This is a genomic window from Oceanobacillus sp. FSL W7-1293, assembly GCF_037969815.1.
Classification (GTDB): domain Bacteria; phylum Bacillota; class Bacilli; order Bacillales; family Amphibacillaceae; genus Oceanobacillus; species Oceanobacillus oncorhynchi.
The window spans coordinates 3,554,879-3,573,371 of record NZ_CP150212.1; the positions used below are offsets into that span (position 1 = coordinate 3,554,879).

The 18,493-nt window shown below is 43.2% G+C and carries 14 protein-coding genes; all 14 read right to left on the minus strand.

From position 1 onward, the window contains the following. Positions 1 to 124 precede the first annotated feature (124 nt). A complete protein-coding gene (locus MKY65_RS17390; protein WP_339179012.1) occupies positions 125 to 2,761 on the minus strand; it encodes a cation-translocating P-type ATPase in 2,637 nt (878 codons plus the stop codon). A gap of 384 nt (positions 2,762 to 3,145) precedes the next feature. Beyond that, a complete protein-coding gene (gene nrdG / locus MKY65_RS17395; protein ID WP_339179015.1) occupies positions 3,146 to 3,616 on the minus strand; it encodes an anaerobic ribonucleoside-triphosphate reductase activating protein in 471 nt (156 codons plus the stop codon). Further along, the gene (locus MKY65_RS17400; protein ID WP_339179017.1) at positions 3,613 to 5,490 is read right to left on the minus strand and encodes an anaerobic ribonucleoside triphosphate reductase; all 1,878 of its coding nucleotides are present in this window, start codon (positions 5,488 to 5,490) and stop codon (positions 3,613 to 3,615) included. Before MKY65_RS17400 ends, nrdG begins: the two co-directional genes overlap by 4 nt. A gap of 194 nt (positions 5,491 to 5,684) precedes the next feature. Further along, positions 5,685 to 6,299, minus strand: a complete 615-nt coding sequence (locus MKY65_RS17405) for a bifunctional precorrin-2 dehydrogenase/sirohydrochlorin ferrochelatase (protein ID WP_339179020.1) — start codon at positions 6,297 to 6,299, stop codon at positions 5,685 to 5,687. Further along, positions 6,299 to 7,075: a sirohydrochlorin chelatase gene (locus MKY65_RS17410; RefSeq protein ID WP_339179022.1), complete on the minus strand. Its 777-nt coding sequence runs from the start codon at positions 7,073 to 7,075 to the stop codon at positions 6,299 to 6,301. Before MKY65_RS17410 ends, MKY65_RS17405 begins: the two co-directional genes overlap by 1 nt. 86 nt (positions 7,076 to 7,161) lie before the next feature. Further along, positions 7,162 to 8,652: a uroporphyrinogen-III C-methyltransferase gene (gene cobA, locus MKY65_RS17415; protein WP_339179023.1), complete on the minus strand. Its 1,491-nt coding sequence runs from the start codon at positions 8,650 to 8,652 to the stop codon at positions 7,162 to 7,164. Positions 8,653 to 8,787: 135 nt separating this feature from the next. Beyond that, entirely contained in the window at positions 8,788 to 10,521 is a 1,734-nt protein-coding gene (cysI, locus tag MKY65_RS17420) for an assimilatory sulfite reductase (NADPH) hemoprotein subunit (protein WP_339179026.1), read from the minus strand. 20 nt (positions 10,522 to 10,541) lie between these two features. Next, positions 10,542 to 12,380, minus strand: a complete 1,839-nt coding sequence (locus tag MKY65_RS17425; RefSeq protein ID WP_339179029.1) for an assimilatory sulfite reductase (NADPH) flavoprotein subunit — start codon at positions 12,378 to 12,380, stop codon at positions 10,542 to 10,544. 89 nt (positions 12,381 to 12,469) lie between these two features. Beyond that, on the minus strand, positions 12,470 to 13,078 hold the full coding sequence (gene cysC, locus MKY65_RS17430; RefSeq protein WP_339179031.1) for an adenylyl-sulfate kinase: 609 nt from the start codon (positions 13,076 to 13,078) through the stop codon (positions 12,470 to 12,472). A 57-nt stretch (positions 13,079 to 13,135) separates the two neighbouring features. Beyond that, positions 13,136 to 14,212, minus strand: coding sequence for an inorganic phosphate transporter (locus tag MKY65_RS17435; protein WP_339179033.1), 1,077 nt, complete (start codon positions 14,210 to 14,212; stop codon positions 13,136 to 13,138). 28 nt (positions 14,213 to 14,240) lie between these two features. Beyond that, positions 14,241 to 15,386, minus strand: a complete 1,146-nt coding sequence (gene sat, locus MKY65_RS17440; RefSeq protein ID WP_339179034.1) for a sulfate adenylyltransferase — start codon at positions 15,384 to 15,386, stop codon at positions 14,241 to 14,243. A gap of 45 nt (positions 15,387 to 15,431) precedes the next feature. After that, the gene (locus MKY65_RS17445) at positions 15,432 to 16,145 is read right to left on the minus strand and encodes a phosphoadenylyl-sulfate reductase (protein ID WP_339179035.1); all 714 of its coding nucleotides are present in this window, start codon (positions 16,143 to 16,145) and stop codon (positions 15,432 to 15,434) included. Positions 16,146 to 16,262: 117 nt separating this feature from the next. Beyond that, on the minus strand, positions 16,263 to 16,388 hold the full coding sequence (locus MKY65_RS17450; protein WP_226894844.1) for a YezD family protein: 126 nt from the start codon (positions 16,386 to 16,388) through the stop codon (positions 16,263 to 16,265). Positions 16,389 to 17,301: 913 nt separating this feature from the next. After that, positions 17,302 to 18,288 (minus strand): TraB/GumN family protein, encoded by a 987-nt coding sequence (locus MKY65_RS17455; protein WP_339179037.1) that lies wholly within the window; start codon positions 18,286 to 18,288, stop codon positions 17,302 to 17,304. Positions 18,289 to 18,493 lie beyond the last annotated feature (205 nt).

Here is an 18,493-nt window from a genome sequence, read left to right on the forward strand (position 1 = left end):
ATATGCCGTTTACCTGACCTAAAAATCCCAAGTAAAACGGCATATTTTTTTAAGAGGTTATTCAAAAAGCCCGTTAAAAAGGACTTTTTGAATACACACTTTAACTTATTTCTATTCATTTCGTTTATGCTCTATGAAAAATCTTTTTTGCTATTTCCATACAAACCACAGCGGCAGCTGCCAGTCCTGTTGCAATTCCCCATTCCTGGAAACTAAAGGAAGCAGGTATGTTAAACACCTCTCTTGCAAAAGGAAGCAGCGTTATCCCATATAAAGCAAACCCGATTACAACTGCTCCTATCACATATTTATTAGAGAAGAAGCCAATTTTAATCGATGTCTGTGTATTCGAACGTGCGGCAAAGGTCTGCAGGGTACGTGACATAATCAACGTCGTAAATGCCATCGCCACACCCATTTCATTGGAATGGGACAGACCAATATAGAAAGAAATAACAACAGCAGCAGCAATTAAAATCCCTCTTGTCAAAACAGTTCGCAGCGTACCGCCGGCAAATATACCTTCGTTAACCGGGCGCGGTTTCCGCTTCATCACGCCTGCCTCTGATTTTTCCACACCTAACGCAATTGCAGGCAGCGAGTCATTGACTAAATTAATAAACAAGAGCTGCAACGCTGTAAATGGATTCGGCAGATTGAAGATAACAGCATACAGAATCGCGAGGATGGCTCCAAGATTCCCGGCAAATAAATAACCTATTGCTTTTTTAATATTATCAAATACGGTTCTCCCGACCTGAACAGCATTAACAATAGATACAAAATTATCATCGGTCAGAATCATTGCCGACGAATCCTTGGATACATCTGTTCCGCTTCCCATTGCAATACCGATATCCGCCTGTTTTAAAGCAGGCGCGTCATTCACTCCGTCACCCGTCATGGCTGTTACAGCACCTCTTTGCTGCCAGGCTCGGACAATTCTTATTTTATTTTCAGGTGATACGCGGGCGTAAACGGAAATCTGCTCAATTTTGTCCTCTAATTCTTCCTCTGACATCTTATCGAGATCTTTTCCTGTGATTGCAATATCATCATTTTCCATTAAGCCGATATCCCGCCCAATTGCCTGTGCAGTAGTTTTATGATCGCCGGTAATCATAATGGTCCGGATCCCGGCTGCTTTTGCTTCTTCAATCGATCCGTACACCGCTTCCCTTGGCGGGTCCATCATCGCAGTCAGCCCGACTAACACAAAATCCCGCTCATCCTCATACGTAATATCTGTCTGATTATCAGGCAAGCGTTTATAACCATAAGCCAATACGCGCAGAGCCTGGTTGGAGAAGTCTTCATTGGCTCCTTCAAACCGCTCCAGCAAATCATCGGTCAATGGCTGTTCCTCACCATCCAGCAGCACATGACTTGCGCGATGAAACATTACATCTGGACCGCCCTTGGCAAATAACAGACGTTCCCCGTCCATATAGTGAACAGTGGACATCAGCTTGCGGTCAGAATCAAAGGGCAGTTCTGCTTCCCGTGGATATTTTTTTCGTAATTCCTGATAACTGTGCGCATGTTTATCCGCAAATTGAATTAAAGCAACCTCCGTCGGATCGCCAATCTCTTGGTTCTCCTGATTAATATACGAATCATTACAAAGGGCTGCAATATAGATAAGAAATCTCTCGGACTTATCCCATTCATCCGGATTCTCCGGTAAACGTTCATTTTTATGAAAAGGGATAAAATCATCGGTAACGGTCATTTTATTTTGGGTCAGTGTCCCTGTTTTGTCTGTACAAATAATCCGTGTAGATCCAAGCGTCTCTACAGCTGGCAGCTTACGAATAATGGCATGCTGCTTTGCCATTTTATTTGTGCCGACAGATAAGACAATAGTAACAATCGATTGCAACGCCTCAGGGATAGCAGCAACTGCGATAGCTACCGAGAACATCAGCGCATTTAATAATGCAGTGGTTGTATCTGCCTCACTGTCGCCAAACCAGATACGAGCTGCCTGAACAGCAAAAATAGCAATACATAAAATCAAAATGCCGACACCGAGCTTCTTGCTGAAACTGTTTAATTTCTGTTGTAATGGCGTTTCTTTCTGCTCTGCAGTAGAAAGCATATCGGCAATTTTACCGACCTCTGTTTGGTTTCCTGTACCGGTAACTACAAAGGTTCCCCGTCCATAAACAACCAAAGAGCTGCTGTACACCATATTTAGTCTGTCTCCTAAAGCAGCCTCGTCCTCAATGATATCGGTGTTCTTTTCTACCGCCTCCGATTCGCCGGTAAGCATTCCTTCATTTACTCGTAAAGAGCCGCTTTCCAGCATACGTCCATCCGCAGGTATATAGTCTCCCGCTTCTAAGTAGACAATATCACCGGGAACAAGCTCTTTGGCAGCGATTGTTTTTTCGGTTCCATCCCGCATCACATTCGCATCTGGGGCAGACATATCCCGTAATGCCTCCAGCGAGCTTTCCGCTTTTCTCGTCTGTACCACGCTGATTACAGAGTTAATCAGCAGAACCAGAAAGATAATAATGGATTCTACCCATTCTCCAATCAATATTTGTACTGCAGCCGCCGCTAACAGGACAATAACCATCGGATCTTTGAAGGTCTCTAAGAAAAGCTTCCACGTCGGTACTTTTTCTTTATCCGCTATCTCATTATATCCGTATTGATCCAGTCTGGATGCCGCTTCTTCGGTTGATAGCCCCTGTTGGGAAGCCTCTAATTCTTCCAAAACATCTGCAGCTTTTTTTTGATACATTTCCATTTTCAAAATCTCCCTGCTTGTTCATTTTTCAATTATAGAGTGCATTTATTGTTTATTTTGCATTCTTCAACACATTCCATCCCCATTTTTAACATAATACAGCAATGAAAGGTTTTTCTTTATCTTGAGCTATTGCCTTTTTTTATTCAATTGAAACCTTATTACTGCAGGAAAGAAGGAATCTTTACAAAATCTACATATTTTTTGTTTTTTTAAATGATTTAACTTATCCTGCTGCTATGGAAGCTATTATATACTTCTTTTTCCTTTCATGCTTGCTTAGATATACCGTAATCTGCCAAAAGTCAATAGAGACTTTGCAACAGCCTGTTTTTTGTCCATCAAAAAAACTGACCTTGTCTCTGGTCAGTTTTTCTGCCGTTATTACTTCCGCTCATTCCCCATCTCAATAATCCGCTGATTCCGGCTGCCGCGAAAGGATAAGGTTAAATCCCGCTCAGCTAATCTAAATGGTCCGTCCACCAGCACATCTACATAGTTAAGAAGCTCCAGCTGATGCGGATCTTTGTTCTCACGCAGCTCTTCTATTGTCCATCCTGTGTACGCCCATATATTTTTCCCCAGCTCCTTCAATTGTCTGGAAACACTTGCTGCAGCTTCTGCCTGGTAAAATGGATCTCCGCCGCTTAACGTAATATCTGTCAATGGATTCCATGCCTCCTCGACAATCTGCTGCACATTCATCTCCCTGCCATTTCGTATATTCCACGACCTTGGATTATGGCATCCCTTGCAGTAATGGGGACAGCCGGCAAAGAAAATAACCGTACGTAATCCCTCTCCGTCGACGACCGAATCATGATAAATGGATAAAATCCGTGCTGTTTCCATCATACATGCCTCACCCTGTCCCGTTCTTCCGATGCTTTTGCTGTATTCCATTTATCCATCGTTCCTACCAGATAGCCGGTAATACGGCGAATCCGGTCAAATTGTCTTTCATCCGCGATTTGACAGCTTGGACATGCGTTATCGATCGTTCCGGTATAGCCGCAGCTTTTACAGCGGTCGACCGGATGGTTTACACTGCCATAGCCAATACCGCTTTCAGCCATGGTTTTCACAAGAGTATCGATAGCTTTTATATTTTTGCTGACATCTCCATCTACTTCAATATAAGTGATATGACCGGCATTGGTATACGGGTGATAGATGGCTTCCCGTTTTATTTTCTCCACAGCTCGAATCGGATAGTACACAGGGATATGAAACGAATTTGTATAATAATCTCTGTCTGTAATGCCTTCTCTCATCCCAAAATCCTTGCGATCCTGCTTCACAAATCGGCCGCTCAGCCCTTCTGCCGGTGTTGCAATCAGCGAATAGTTCAAATCATAATCTTCTGCAGCCTCGTCACACTTCTTCCGTAAAAAGGCAACAATCTCTTCTCCCAGCTCCTGCGCCTGTTCTGATTCTCCATGATGCTTGCCTGTCAATGCTTTTAAACACTCCGCCAGGCCAATAAAACCGACACTTAAACTCCCCTGCTTCAATACCTCTTCCAATGTATCCTCTGGATTTAGTTCGTCACTGCCTGTCCAGACGCCCTCTCCATGCAAAAAAGTGAAGTTATTCACAAGTTTATTCGCCTGAAATACATACCGTTCATACAATTGACGAATGACCATTTCCGTATAGACCTCTAATTTCGCCATAAATGCCTCGACGGTTGATGAGATCAGCGCTATTTTCACTAAATTAATACTGGTAAAGGAGATATTGCCGCGCCCGAGACTATTTTCTTCTCCATGACGATTAGCCATAATACGCGTACGGCAGCCCATATAAGCTACTTCCGAATCCGGGTTTCCTTCCTCATAATAAACGAAGTTGAATGGCGCATCGATAAAACTGAAGTTTGGAAAAAGCCTTTTTGCTGTTGTTTCCAGAGCCAGCTGATACAAATCATAGTTTGGATCCGCTTTATAAAAATTAACGTCTTTTTTCATTTTAAAAATTTGAATCGGAAAAATTGGTGTCTCCCCTTTTCCTAAACCAGCCTGTGTAGCTAAAAGAAGATTTTTTATAATCAGTCTTCCTTCTCTGCTTGTATCTGTTCCATAATTGATTGACGTAAATGGAACCTGACCGCCGCTTCTGGAATGGAGGCTGTTCAAATTATGAATAAACGCTTCACAGGCCTGGTAGCATTCCCGGTCCGTTTCCTCCCAAGCTAACTTCTCCAATTCCTGTGGAGCAAGGAGAAGCTGATATTGCTGTAATCTATGCAGCCGTTTTTGATAGGATTTCTTCACAAAGGGGGCTAAATCATAATCAAACGCCTGGAAGCTCTGTCCACCATGCTGCTGATTTTGATTGCTTTGAAAGACGATTGCCGCTAATGCCATCGCACTCATGATGCTTTGCGGGGAGCGCATATGTCCATGCCCCGTGTTAAACCCTTTTTCCAACAATTTTCCTAAAGGAATTTGGCAGCAGGTCGCTGTCCCTGTGGGCATATAATCTAAATCATGAATATGAATATAATTATCCTCCATTGCCTGCTTCGCTTCCCGGCTCAACATCTTTTCCTTCGCATAAAGCTTTGCACTTTCACTGGCAAACTTGTTCATCTGCCCGCATGGTGATTTCCCGTCCACATTGGCATTCTCCTGTATTAAATCCTGATTGGTGCTGGATACAATCTCTTGAAAATCCTGCATTAAATCTGCTTCTGTACTTTCAGGAGCAGTCATTACTTCCGCCATCTCCTATTCCTCCTTCTTCGTCTCTGCAAATACGTTTCAACGCATCCAAAAAACTATATATAGTATGTTTAAAAACAAAGTAAAACTATATATAGTTCAATAGTAAAGGAGGTTAGAAAGGAGTTCAAATGGATATTTTATGACTTTTACCACTTTTTCTTCTCATTCTCTATCCCGATTATGAATTTTTTAAGTCATTTTTGAACCGATTCAAGCATTCCTTCCAGAAGCTGCTGCCGATTATCCTGCCGCAGGAATCCTTCTTCTGTGATTTTCTGCAGAATCTGCTTTTTTTGCTCCGGTGTGAAAGGCAGGTGGAGGATTCTTTTTCTTGCCTGATCAAGAAAGATAAGATCAGCTTCTATTTCTGCTGGCAGCTGATCCGCCAGCTTATTTTTTAACTGTTTTGCGTAAATTGGACTCGCGCCGCCGGTGGACAACGCAATGCTTAACGCTCCCCTTTGAAGAACAGCAGGAAAGGACACATCACTTTTCCATGCATCATTGGCAACATAAACCAACTGCTGCGCCTGTTTGTTTTCATAAAGGGAGAGATTCAGTTCTTTCTTATCTGTCATTAATAAAAGGAATAGACAATCAAATTGTTCTCCCTCGTGAACCTCTCTTTCCTGCCACTTGATTTTTCCTTTTTGATAAAGCTGCTGCAAAAATGGATGTAGTTTTGGCGCGATGATGGTGATAGCTGCTCCAGCATCTAAAAAATGACGTACTTTTCTCGCTGCAACAGCTCCTCCGCCGACTGCAATGACGGTCTGATTCTTTACCTCTAAAAAGAGCGGCATGTGCATCAGCTGACTTTTCCTTTCAGCAATGCTTCGACCCGGTCGACTAGGACTGTAACGAGCTGATCATCAAAACCCAAATACGGACAAAGAATAAATTGTTTATCTGTCCGTTCAGAGAGTTCATCCAACTTTTGGCGCAGCTCCCTCATTAATACACCGGAGAATAACAAATAGGGAACAACATACACCACCGAATTAGGACTTTTAAGCAATTGCTCCAGCCCCTCATCCAATGTAGGACGGGTTGCTGCCAGGTAACATGTATTTACTTCGTTTACCGGAGCTGCTTCCCATAATAAGCGTGCCATTTTGGCAAGGTCGCTATTGGCATCCGGATCACTGCTGCCCCGCCCGACAAGTAACACAGAAGCAGGTTCGCGTTCTTCATACACAGGCGGCTTACCGGTTTGCTTCAATCCTCCCATTTCCAGACGTTTGCTAAGTAAATCAATGATTGCCGGATCTACTCCCATCACCTTTCCATAGGTAAAGGTAACGTCTGGATAGCGTTTTTCTGCCTGCTCTATTTCTTTTGGGATATCCAGCTTTGCATGCCCTGCTGCAAGCAATAGAACCGGTACCACTGCAATCTGTGCTGCTCCCTGCCGGACACAGCTGTCGATGCCCGTTTGGATGGACGGCGAAGCAAGTTCGATAAAGCAGGCCTCCTGTATCTGAATCTGCGGATTTTTTTTCTTTGCTCTGTCTACAAAAGCCAGCAGCTCTTCATTCCCTCGTTGTACCCGGCTTCCATGCCCGATATATAAAATAGCCTGCATCCTGTATTCCCCTTTCTCTATTTCTCTTTCAAGTCTAGCAAACTTCCATTTAAAGAACGCTATTGATTGCAAAGCTGATATAAGCTTTAAGAAAAGGCCGCAGCAGCCAGCGGAGCTTCTTTTTGCAAAAGAACTTCCTGCAGAGCTTCTTCGGTTGGTTCCGATAATACCTCCGAAACTGCATAACCTGCGTTGACAGCAGCCTGCTTTGATTTTTCTCCAAAACAAATCACACGTGCATAGGTACTAATGTTTTCTGGCGTTTCTCCACAAGCTTGAAACCCTTCCGTCACTGTTTTTACAGAACGCGCATTAGGAAAAATGATTGTTTCGATCCGCTCCTCCTCCTGAAGACGGCTGAACGTTTGCTCCGTCTGCTGCACACGAATAAAGCTATGCGTAGCAATGAAATCAGGCTCAAATACGAATGGATAACGCTGCTCTTTTCGATGGAAGCCTTCCGGGTCTCCTAATATTACCAGCGGGGAAGCGTCGGGGCTCCGTTCTGCTATTTCTTTTCCAAAACAATGATAGGATTCTATGGCCTTTACTGTTTTTTTAGAAATTCCATAGAATTCGCCTTGAATCCTTCGAATATCGATTTTATTTGCCTGCAGGGACTCGAAGAAAATGTCCACACTTGCCGGTGATAAAAAAAGAAGATCCCGGTTTGCCGGAATATCGGCTTTTTTCAACAGATGCTTTTTCTTTTGCATCCGCGGAAATTCAAAAACTTCTGCCCCCTTTTCTCGTAAATGCTGTCCAATTTTACTCGGCTCTTCATTTGCCCGACCGAGCAGCAGATGCTGACTAAACAGCGGCTTGCTTTCAAACCAGCTCTCTCCTTTTTTCAGTGTGCTTACATCTCCTACTAAAATGATAGCTGGATTTTTAAACTGTGCTGCTTTGGCTTTCTGTACAATGTTTGCAAGACTCCCCTGCAGCGTTCTCTGTTTTCCGGTCGTCCCCCATTGAATTAATAAGACTGGCGTATTAGAAGACCGCCCATGCGAGATGAGCTGTTCTGAAATATAAGGTAGATTCCCCAATCCCATATAGAACGCAATGGTATCGATCCCGTTCGCTAAAGCATGCCAGTCAATCAGCGGTTCACCTGAAGGCGACTTATCATGACCTGTAATAACAGCAAAGGATAAGCTATGCTCACGATGTGTAACAGGGACACCTGCATAAGCAGCAGCTCCGATTCCCGCCGTTATCCCTGGAACAATCTCGTAAGGCACACCGGCCTGTTCCAGTGCAGCTGCTTCTTCGCCCACCCGGCCGAATACGCTTGGGTCGCCGCCTTTCAAACGTACCACGTTCTTTCCTTCTAAGCCGTGCTTTACTAATAAATCATTAATCGCTTCCTGACGCAGTATATGTTTTTTAGGCATTTTACCACAATATATAAATTCTGCTTGCGGCGAAGCATATTCCAGTAAGAGAGGGTTAACCAGCCTATCGTATAAAACAACTTCTGCCTGCTGCAAATACGTATAACCTTTTAAAGTCACTAACCCAATATCTCCAGGACCAGCTCCGACTAAATACACACATCCTGGTTTTGTCATCATTCGTCACCCTCATTTCATCCATTTCTAAGCTTTTTCGTATCAAATCGGCTATTCAAGTCAACAGCTCTGCTTTTCTTAAAGTTAAAGAAGAGCAGGGCAATAACCGCAGCCCTGTCTCTTCTTTAACGTTTTCAACTAATCATGAAAGTTTACTCCAGAAGTAACAGCCTTCACATACTCTTTTCGAACTACAAAATCACCGAAGTGTTCGCCATCCAGACGTTCTTTTGCATAATGCCGGATAATCGGCTGCAGCGTTTCTAAAATTTCTTTTTCTCCAATGCTTTCCCGGTAAATCTTGCTTAAACGCTGTCCGGCAAATCCTGCTCCTAAATACATATTATATTTTCCTGGGGCTTTCCCAATAAAGCCAATTTCTCCTAATGCTGCTCGTGAGCATCCGTTCGGGCAGCCAGACATCCGAATGACAATTTCTTCGTCACGAAGCCCTTCTTCTTCCAGCAGCGTTTCCAGTTTCTCAATCAAGGAAGGCAAATAACGCTCTGATTCAGCCATCGCCAAGCCGCAGGTCGGAAAAGCAACACAAGCCATGGAATTACGGCGTAATGCAGATTGCTCTTTTCCATCTGACAGTCCATACTGCTCGATAAGTGCGATGATCTCCTTTTTCTTCTGACTGGTGACATTTCCAATCACCAGGTTTTGATTCGCAGTTAAACGAAAATCTCCGGTATGAATTTTGGCAATTTCCCGCAGTCCCGTCATCAGCTGATAGTCTTCTTTATCCTGAATACGTCCATTTTGAATAAAAAGCGTAAAGTTCCAGCGATTCTTCGTCCCTTTCACCCAGCCATAGCGGTCGCCGTTATGGTCAAAATGAAAGTCGCGTGCTTCGTCCAGCTGCCAGCCTAAACGTTCCGTCAGCTCATTTTTAAGCCAATCAATTCCTCTGGCATCAATCGTATATTTAAAGCGTGCATATTTTCGTTCGGAACGATTTCCATAATCCCGCTGAATGGTAATAATTTTTTCGGCAACATCTGTGATTTGATCCGGCTTACAAAAACCGATAACTCTTCCCAGCTGCGGGTACGTATTGGTATCGCCATGTGTCATGCCCATGCCGCCGCCAACCGATACATTGAATCCTTGAAGCTGGCCATTCTCCAGAACAGCAATAAAACCTAAATCCTGGGAAAAGATATCCACATCATTGGATGGCGGAACTGCAATTCCAATCTTAAACTTTCTTGGCAGATAGACTGTTCCATACATTGGCTCTACTTCATCATTTTCTTTAGAATCAACCACCTTATCCCCATCAAGCCAAATTTCATGGTACGCATTCGTGCGCGGAGATAAATAGTCACTCAATACTTTTGACCACTCGTGAACTTCTGCATGCACCTCCGATTGATCCGGGTTAGGATTACACATAACATTCCTGTTAACGTCTCCGCAGGCTGCAAGGGTATCCATCAAAGCGTCATTAATCCCTTTGATACTTGCTTTCATATTCCACTTTAAAATGCCATGCATCTGAAACGCCTGTCTGGTAGTCAATTTAATTGTCTGATTCCCGTAGGTGTTGGCCAATTCATCGATAACCAGCCATTGCTCCGGTGTAGCAACTCCTCCGGGCACACGGACCCGCACCATAAATTGATAGGCAGGCTCAAGCTTCTGCCGCTGCCGTTCGGTACGCAGATCCCGGTCATCCTGTAAATAGCTTCCGTGGAATTTCATTAACCGGTTATCGTCATCCGGGATACCTGCACTTAACGGATCACTCAGTGTTTCTTCCAATGTCCCGCGTAAATAATTACTCTCTTTTTTGATTCTTTCTACATCACTTGGCGGTCCATCCTGAATATGGACCGGTTTATGAACTGTTTTACTATCTGACATTTCTGATTCTCCTTTACTTACTAATAGACATCCCGCTGGTAGCGTTTCTCCTGCTGCATCTCCATTAAATAATGCTGCGCATCTTCTGTACTAAGATTTCCTTCCCTTTCCAGGATAGTCACTAGCGTATCGTGGACATCACTTGCCATGTTTTTCTCATCACCGCATACGTAGACGACTGCGCCTTCTTTCAGCCATTCATAAAGCTCCTTGCTTTGCTCCAGCATACGATGCTGCACATAGACTTTTTCTGCCTTATCCCGCGAAAAAGCCACATCTACTTTAGATAAAATTCCGCTCTTCAACCAGCGCTGCCAATCTGTCTGATAAAGAAAATCGGTAACAAAATGCTGGTCTCCAAAGAACAGCCATGACTTTCCTTTTGCTTCCATTATTTCACGTTCTTCTACGAAGGAGCGGAACGGGGCGATCCCAGTGCCCGGACCAACCATGATAATTGGTTTATCCGGATCAGCCGGCAGCTTGAAATTCGGGTTTTTATGAACATAAACGGAAAGGGTCTGACCCGGCTCTTTTCGATCTGCGCATTGCACAGAGCAAACACCGCTCCGCTCTCTGCCATAAGTTTGGTAACGTACTGCTCCAACCGTCAAATGTACCTCTTCCGGATTTGCTTTATAGCTGCTTGCTACGGAATATAGACGCGGCGGCATTTTTCGTAACAACGCAATAAATTCCTTTGCCGGAAGATCCTTTATCTGATAATCACGAATCAAATCTAATAGGTCTCGCCCATATATATATTCCGTTACCGCTTCTTCGTTCCCCTGCTCCAGTAATTGCTGTAATTCTGGAATTTGCGTAAATTCCGCTATCTTTTTCAGTAATGGCTTTGTCAGTACAGTGATTTCATAATTTTTTTGCAATGCTTCTTGCAGAGGAACTTCATCCCCTTTTTTGTTCACTGGGATAAGCTCATCCGGAGTCCACCCTGTTTCTTTAATAAGCTCCTCGACAATGACCGGATCGTTTTCAGGATAAATCCCAATGCTGTCGCCTGGTTCATACTCCAGATTCGACCCTTCCAGCGACAATTCCATATGATAGGTTTCTTTATTGGAGCCGCGGCCATTTATATTCAGACTTTCAAAGATTTCTGCTTCAAATGGATTGGTTCTTGAAAATGCGGATGCTTGTGTTTCTACGGCAGCAGCTGCTTCAGCTATTGTCGGAGCCTGAACCGTTTCCTGTGACTCAGACAGCTTATTTAATACATTTTCCAGCCATTCCTCCGCCGCTTCATCATAATCCAAATCACAATCCACACGGTCGATGATTCGATTTCCTCCCAATTCTGCCAATCTCTCATCAAACTGTCTGCCAGTTTCACAGAAAAGGTCATAAGAGCTGTCTCCGAGCGCCAATACGGAATAATTCAAGTCCTCCAGCTTTGGAGCCCGGCGTCCGTGGAGAAATTCATGAAATTGAAGCGCTGTGTCCGGCGGATCTCCTTCTCCCTGTGTACTGATTACAACCAGCAGGTTTTGAAGATTTTTCAGCTTATTGGGTTTAAAATCAGCCATAGAGGCAAGGGTAACCTTCATTCCTTTTTCTTTCAGCTTTCCTGACACCTCTGTTGCCAATCCTTGACAATTCCCTGTCTGTGACCCGAAAAGCACCGTCACCTCTACCGGAGAAGCTTCTGTTACAGCAGCGGTTGGCAATTGCGCTGTGACTGCTTCTGCGACAGGTGCAGCCGGGGCGGCGCCGGCACTTTGTAAAGCAGAAAGATAACCGCCAAGCCATATTTGTTGGGTTTCCGTCAATGTTGGAAATAGACGATTGAGCAGCTCAACCTGCTCTTGATTAAATGGACTATTATTCACTTGAAATTGCAACGCTATCTACCTCTCAAAAATTAATTTTAGATTTAAATTTAAAGAGCGTGTTCAAATTGAACGTTCTCTTAACGTGCTGTGCGAACCTATTATTCTGGCAAATAATTTCTTTCTCGTAAAAATGCAATCATCTGATCAACGCATGCTTCAATCGAGTGCTGGTCGGAATCGACAACCAATTCCGGCTGCAGCGGTTCCTCATAAGGAGAGCTGATTCCAGTAAAATTACTGATTTCTCCTGTACGTGCTTTTTTATACAACCCTTTCGGATCACGGTCTTCACAGGCTTCTAAAGAGCACCGTACATAAATTTCCACAAATTCATCCTCTTGAACCAGCGCTCTCACCCGGTTTCGATCCTCTGCAAATGGAGAAATAAATGCTGTGCAGACAATCAATCCTGCATCTACAAACAGCTTCGCCACCTCGCCGATTCGGCGGATATTTTCCTTTCGATCTTCTTCACCGAAGCCAAGTCCTTTATTCAGGCCGTGCCGGACATTATCGCCATCCAGCACATAGCTGTTTAAACCTTGTTCAAATAAACGATGCTCCAATGCATTAGCTAGTGTTGACTTCCCTGCTCCGGAAAGTCCGGTAAACCATAAAATACAGCTTTTATGCTGGTTTCTCTGCTGCCGTTCTTCCTTCTGTACAGCAGTTTCATGCCAAACGATATGTTTTGTTTCTTGTTTCAAATAAACACCATCCTTCTTTAACTGTTCATTCTGATGTATTTACTAAGGTTTAATGCATTAAATGCCCCCGCCTTCGTCATACGTGGAGCGACGCTCTGCTCTTGTAGACAAATAAAGACTGTAAACACCTGCCGTGGCAATGAAAACGGAAAGGATTACGAAAAGCGTATAATAATCCGTTGTTTTAAATAAAAGAATAAGACCATACGACAGTACTAATGAAATAACTGGTGAAACAACCCAGACTTTAATAATTTGTATCACAATGCTCTGCTGCCACATTTGAAATCCTTTGTCTGCTGTACCAATGCCAACGATGGCAGAGGTTGTTATTTGTGTCAGCGGCACCGGCAAACCAAAAATGGACGCCGTTATCACCAGACTGCCTCCCGTCAAAGAAACAGCACTCCCCTGCAGCAAGGACAGCCGCGTAATTTTTTTCCCGTTTGTTTCTAAGACACGGCCTCCCAGTAACACTGCTCCAAGAGATACAAAAAGTCCGCCAATCAATACAGCCATGGTCACATCAAGCAGCCCGACACCAACTAACGGGCCGACAGCATTAGCTACATTATTCATTCCAGCAGCATATGCCTCGATACAGCCGGCCGCGATAAGCAAAAAAGCCAGTGGTTTTTTCCATTTACCAAGCTCTGTAAGCTCCTTCCAGCGGTTTTCCGCATAGCGTATCCATTTGCCTAACACCAATCCAAGCAAAAACGCGGTAATCGGCGTAATCAGCCAAAAGGCAATGATGATGAGCAGCTGATCGAATAGGAGCGCCTGATAAGCGATACCTGCTCCAATAATTGCACCGACAACCACTTCACTCGTAGACAGTGGTATCCCTAATACGTTGGCAAAGAATAAAGTGAGACAAGCTGCCGCTAGAATAATGATGACAATTTCTACGTCAAGGACTCCCGGGGAAATGATTCCATTTCCAATCGTACGGACAACCTCGCCTCCAGATAAGGCACCTAATAAGGCGAAAATACTGACCAGAATCATTGCCGTCCGTTTCTTAGGGATAGCACCGCTCCCATAAGCCGGCCCCATCGAAGCAGCCGTTCCGCTGGCTCCAATGTTCATCGCAAAAAATAAAGCAATTATAAAAGCAACAGCAACCAGCATAATTCCAAAACACCTCTCTCTTTCTTACTTACACACTTGCTTGCTGCTGCATCCCCCGGATAAGCACCTCGACAACCTCTTTCCGGCTGAATTCAGGAGGAGGAGTAATTCCCTTGGTCAACATCTCTCGTACCTTTGTTCCGGACAAAATTACATGGCTTTCTTTGTCATGAGGACATGTTTTCGTCGATGCCATATTCCCGCATGCTTTGCAATAAAAGCTATGCTCAAAAAATAATGGCGTAATCTCGAGATCTTCTTCTGAAAATTGCTGGAAGATAACCTGCGCATCATAGGTTCCATAATAATCGCCTACCCCTGCGTGGTCCCGGCCGACAATAAAATGAGTACAGCCATAATTTTTACGGACTAGTGCATGAAAAATCGCTTCTCTTGGCCCGGCATAACGCATAGCCGCTGGAAATACAGCGAGAAATACCCGGTCTCGCGGATAATATTTGGACAATAGCACTTCATAGCTTTCCATTCTGACATCTGCCGGAATATCATCTGCTTTCGTATCTCCTACCAGTGGGTTTAAAAATAACCCATCCACAATTTCGAGTGCTGATTTCTGAATATATTCATGAGCCCGATGAACCGGATTCCTTGTTTGAAAGCCGACTACCTTTTTCCAGCCTTGTTTTTCAAAATGCGCTCTGGTTTCTTTTGGATCGAGATAATATGCTTGAAAACGATCACGCTGCAGCCGCTTGGTTAATGTAATTGAACCAGCTGCGTAATAATCAGGACGTTCAAACAGCTTCTTCACACCTGGATGCGCCTGATCATCCGTCCGGTATACCTGTTTTGCCTCTTTCCATTTATTCGGTTCATACACCTCGGTAATATCGATGACGCCGTACACCTTATTATTAAAAGTCAGCTTGGCGCGTGTTCCGATTTCCAATGTGTTTGCTGCTGCCTCTGAAATCGGCAATGTGATTGGTATACTCCAGACCGTTCCATCTGCTAGACGCATATCGCTGACTACCGATTCGTAATCTGCTTTTTCCATAAAACCTGTTAACGGGCTGAATCCGCCAATACCAATCAGTTCTAAATCGGAAAGGGCAAAGGAATCCAGCTCTATTTCCTGTGTGATTCCCTGTGTATCATAATCTGGCTCATACTGTTGAATCAATGTTCCTCCATGTGGAGCAATGGTTGTCATAACGTTTACCTCCAATAATATTCAATTTCATCCTGGCTAGATTGCTTATTTTTCCTGGTGTAAGCCGCATTCTGTTTTATTTGTGTCTGCCCATCTGCCGCTTCTTGCGTCTTCCCCTGCCAACACCGCTTTTGTACAATGTTCACAGCCAATGCTCGGGTAATTCTTATCATGAAGCTCATTATAAGGCAGCTGATGCAGGCGGATATACATCCAGATTTCTTCTTCTGTCCAATGAATCAAAGGACAAATTTTAATCGATTGAAATCGTCTGTCTTGATTAACAAATTCCGTATTTGCTCTTGTCGGTGATTGCTCTCTTCGTAAACCGGATATCCAGGCAGTGTATTGATTTAATTGCTGCTCCAAAGGAATCAGCTTACGAATACTGCAGCATAAATCGGGGTTCACCTTCCATAGTTCAGGACCATGAACTTTCGCCTGCTCCTCCGGTGTCAGCTCCGGTTTCGTCATTTCAATCCGTAAACTCGGATACCGTTCTTTTACTCGATCAATGAGTTCGTAGGTTTCTTTAAAATGAAAATCGGTATCCAGAAAAACGATGACAGCATCTTTTTTTACCTTATGGATCATATCAATCAAAACAATACCTTCCGCCCCAAAGCTGCAGGCGTAGACAAGCTCATCACCATAGGACTGATATGCCCATTTCAATATCTCCAGGCTGTCTTTCTTTTTAAGCTTTTGATTCAGAGATTCATAATCCTCTGCCTCAGCTTTTTGATAGGTTAATTGCATGCATAAACCTTCTTTCTCAGATAATACTTGACCATTAAAAAAGACGCCGCTCCTCCAGAATTTCTTCTGAACAGAACGCCGCCTCTAGTTGTCTAGTCAGCAGTGTTTTTTTCGTGATTACTTTAATCTTACTTTTTCATTTTTCTCTAATTGGATTACCTTTCCATCCTGGACCACAATCGTTATGGTGCCATAATTCAAGTCATTTAATAATTCCTTCAACTTCACATAAAAATCATCCATTTCATGCTCTTTTGACATGTTATCTTCCCCCTAATTATTTTTCGTTGCTTGAGGAAGTTCAATTCCCTGTAATTTGATAAGATTTATTAGTATTCTATCCATATTTCTGCCTTTTGTCAATCACTCATTTAAAAATTTTTAAATGCAATGAAAATTGCTTTGATTTTCTGTTAAAAAACAAGGAAAATCACTTGATATTAAACAACAGTATTCTTGCCAAAGAGATGTCCGCTGCGATGGTTTTCGACGGGACAAGTAATCACAGCAACGGTTTTAATAGACCGAGTAATCGCAGGTCTCAATGTTATCAGGTTAATACGCCGCTGCGGAAAAACACTACGCTTTCCATGGGCTTGCGCTCAGCCTCCTCAAAAAAGAAGTTCGCTTTTTTTCTGCGGGGTCTTCCCACTTCGCTTTCCCATAGGAGTCTACGTGTTTTTCCTCCGCTAGATAGGTTTTATTACTATCTGTATCAAAAATTGATAACATTCACTAACCTGACAACATTGGTAATCACAGTACCAACTATAGCTCTGTCTGTGCCTGTCGGATTGCCAGTCAGCAAATCTTCTTTAAAGGAGGCTGAGCCAGGAGCTCGCGGACAGCAGAGTGGATAAATTACTCACCCATGACCACCGGTGGAACTACTATCTACAGCTTTTTATACTTTCTGGGCTCTTAAAAAACCTTTATATTAGCTATAATGCTTCTTCATTTATAAATTATTTTCCTATCAAACTTCATAAAAAAGTATTCTTATCTTAATGATATGATTTAATTTCAAAAAAGACACTTTTTCAGTTATTATATTTCAAAAAAAACACGAAATAATGGCTCACACTGCGAATGGTTTCGCTCCAAGCCACTATTTCGTGCCTAAAAAGTTAATTCACTTTAAGCTGACAAATTATCCTTAATACACATGCTCCACTTCATAGCCTTTGTCTTCAAGCTCTGTGATAATACTTGGCTCCACGGTAAAGTGTGCTGTGCCTACGAAAACAAAATACACCTGACCGCTGCCTTCCTGTAAAATGTCATCCAGGCTGTTTGCCATGTCAATATTCCGGTTATCATTTAATTCTTCCATATACTCCGCATTGATTCCAGCTTCTCCATAGTCATCAGACATCGTTTCCATTGCTTCGATGTCTCCTTCAAGCCAAGCTTCAGCAAGCTCCTCCATCTCTTCTGGAGCCTCTTCATAGCCATCAATCGCTAGTTCCAATGTCTGTACTTGTGTTTCCATCGAATAGCCGCTCAGCACTTCAAATTGTTCCTCTGCACTTTCTAATGAAACAATTTCTTTTTCATCCTCTGTTGCTTTTTCAAGGAAGTATAGGTCAACGGCTTCTTGTGAATCGACGTCACTGGACATGGTTGTAAATTCAAGCAGCATCATCTCTACAAACCATGGCTGAAATTCATTCATTGTTTCCAAATCTAATCCATTCTCTTCAAAAATAGAAGCAAGCTCTTCATATGTCTCATCGGAAAGTTCATCTTCCAATGTTGTCCCCTCTTCCAGCATGGCATACTCTAAAACTTCTTCCTGAGCTGGCATTTCCTCCAGCAGATTAAATTCTGGCAGTACCACATCCGCACTGTCAAACGCTTCTTCAATCGCAGGATCTAATGGATAAAAGTCATCCGTTCCTAAATGGATGGTTCCCTGTAAGTACATTTCGGTGTCACCGGATTCGACCTTCCATAAGAAACCGCCTTTTCCTTCACCGCTCTCTGTTTCTTCGTCTGCCTCATCAGCACCAGCCTCCTCCTCTTCTGTTGCCGGCTCCTCTGCGGCGGGATTTTCTGTTTCGGACGCACCCTCATCTCCGCTGCATGCTGTAAGTATACCGGCAAGCAAAAGCGTGAATAATACTAATAAAAATTTTTTCATTCCCATTTTCCTCCTTTAGTCTGCATCATCATTTTTGTTTATAAAAAATACAATACGTTCATTCTAACAGAATAACTTGAGTATTTGGAAAGCTTTTGAAATAATTCTGTATTTTACTCACAACGAATCGCCCTTAACGATTTACTATGAATGATTATTTATGTACAAACTCATTTACTAAAATACTTTTTATCACATGTATCAT